Annotated in this window: 1 protein-coding gene; it reads right to left on the bottom strand. The window is 37.3% G+C overall.

Annotated features, from left to right (window positions below; genetic code table 11):
- Positions 1-905 (bottom strand): APC family permease (locus ON09_RS23775; protein ID WP_010603570.1); only part of this gene is annotated, 905 nt, incomplete at both ends.

Genomic DNA, 905 nt, shown 5'->3' on the forward strand with positions numbered 1-905 from the left:
GAGTGAAAGATTCTTTGTGATGCAATAGTAAGAAATGATCACGCAGATGATGAGAAAAATCCACATTGGAATTTTATGTTTAAATAAGCTCCAGCCACTTTCATATTTTTTTTCAATAGATACTTTTGAAGCTGAGATAAATTGCTCATAACGATCGCCTGGTAGCGCACTTAAATAAGATTCAGCATCAACTTTATCAGCCAACATAATTTGCGGTGCTGCATCTTTTACAATTTCTTCCTTAACGATTTTGAGTTCATCTCCATTTAATGAGGTTACAAAAGAAACCGTTTCAATTGTTTTAGGCGAATTAAAGAAGAATGCTTTAGTTTCTTTACCAAATTGGGTAAAGGCAAATATGATAGCTGCTACAAAAGCAAGTGGAACAATAAACTTACTATTTACGTAAGGTATTTTAAATTTGCCTCGCTGCACATCAGGACGATTTTGCAACACCAGAACGCCAGCACAAACCAGCACAAATGCGAATAAAGTACCTATTGAGCAAAGATCTGTCACAATAGTCAAATTCATGAAAAGTGATGGAACTGCTACTACAAACCCCACAACAATCGTCGCAAAGGAAGGGGTTTTATATTTGGGGTGAATTTTAGAAAATGATTTTGGCAATAAACCATCGCGGCTCATGCTCATCCAAATACGTGGTTGCCCCATTTGGAAAACTAAAAGTACACTGGCCATAGCAAATACCGCACTTACGGCAATAATTCCGCTCATTAATTTCAGGTTGATCTGATCAAAAACGAATGCCAATGGATCACCAACAGCAAGTGTATCTGATTTCACGATCCCCGTTAAAACTAATGCTATTGCTACATATAAAATGGTACAGATAATGATTGCCCACATCATACCGCGAGGTAAATCGCGTTGAGTGTGTACGT

This window comes from Pedobacter agri PB92, assembly GCF_000258495.1.
Lineage (GTDB): Bacteria > Bacteroidota > Bacteroidia > Sphingobacteriales > Sphingobacteriaceae > Pedobacter > Pedobacter agri.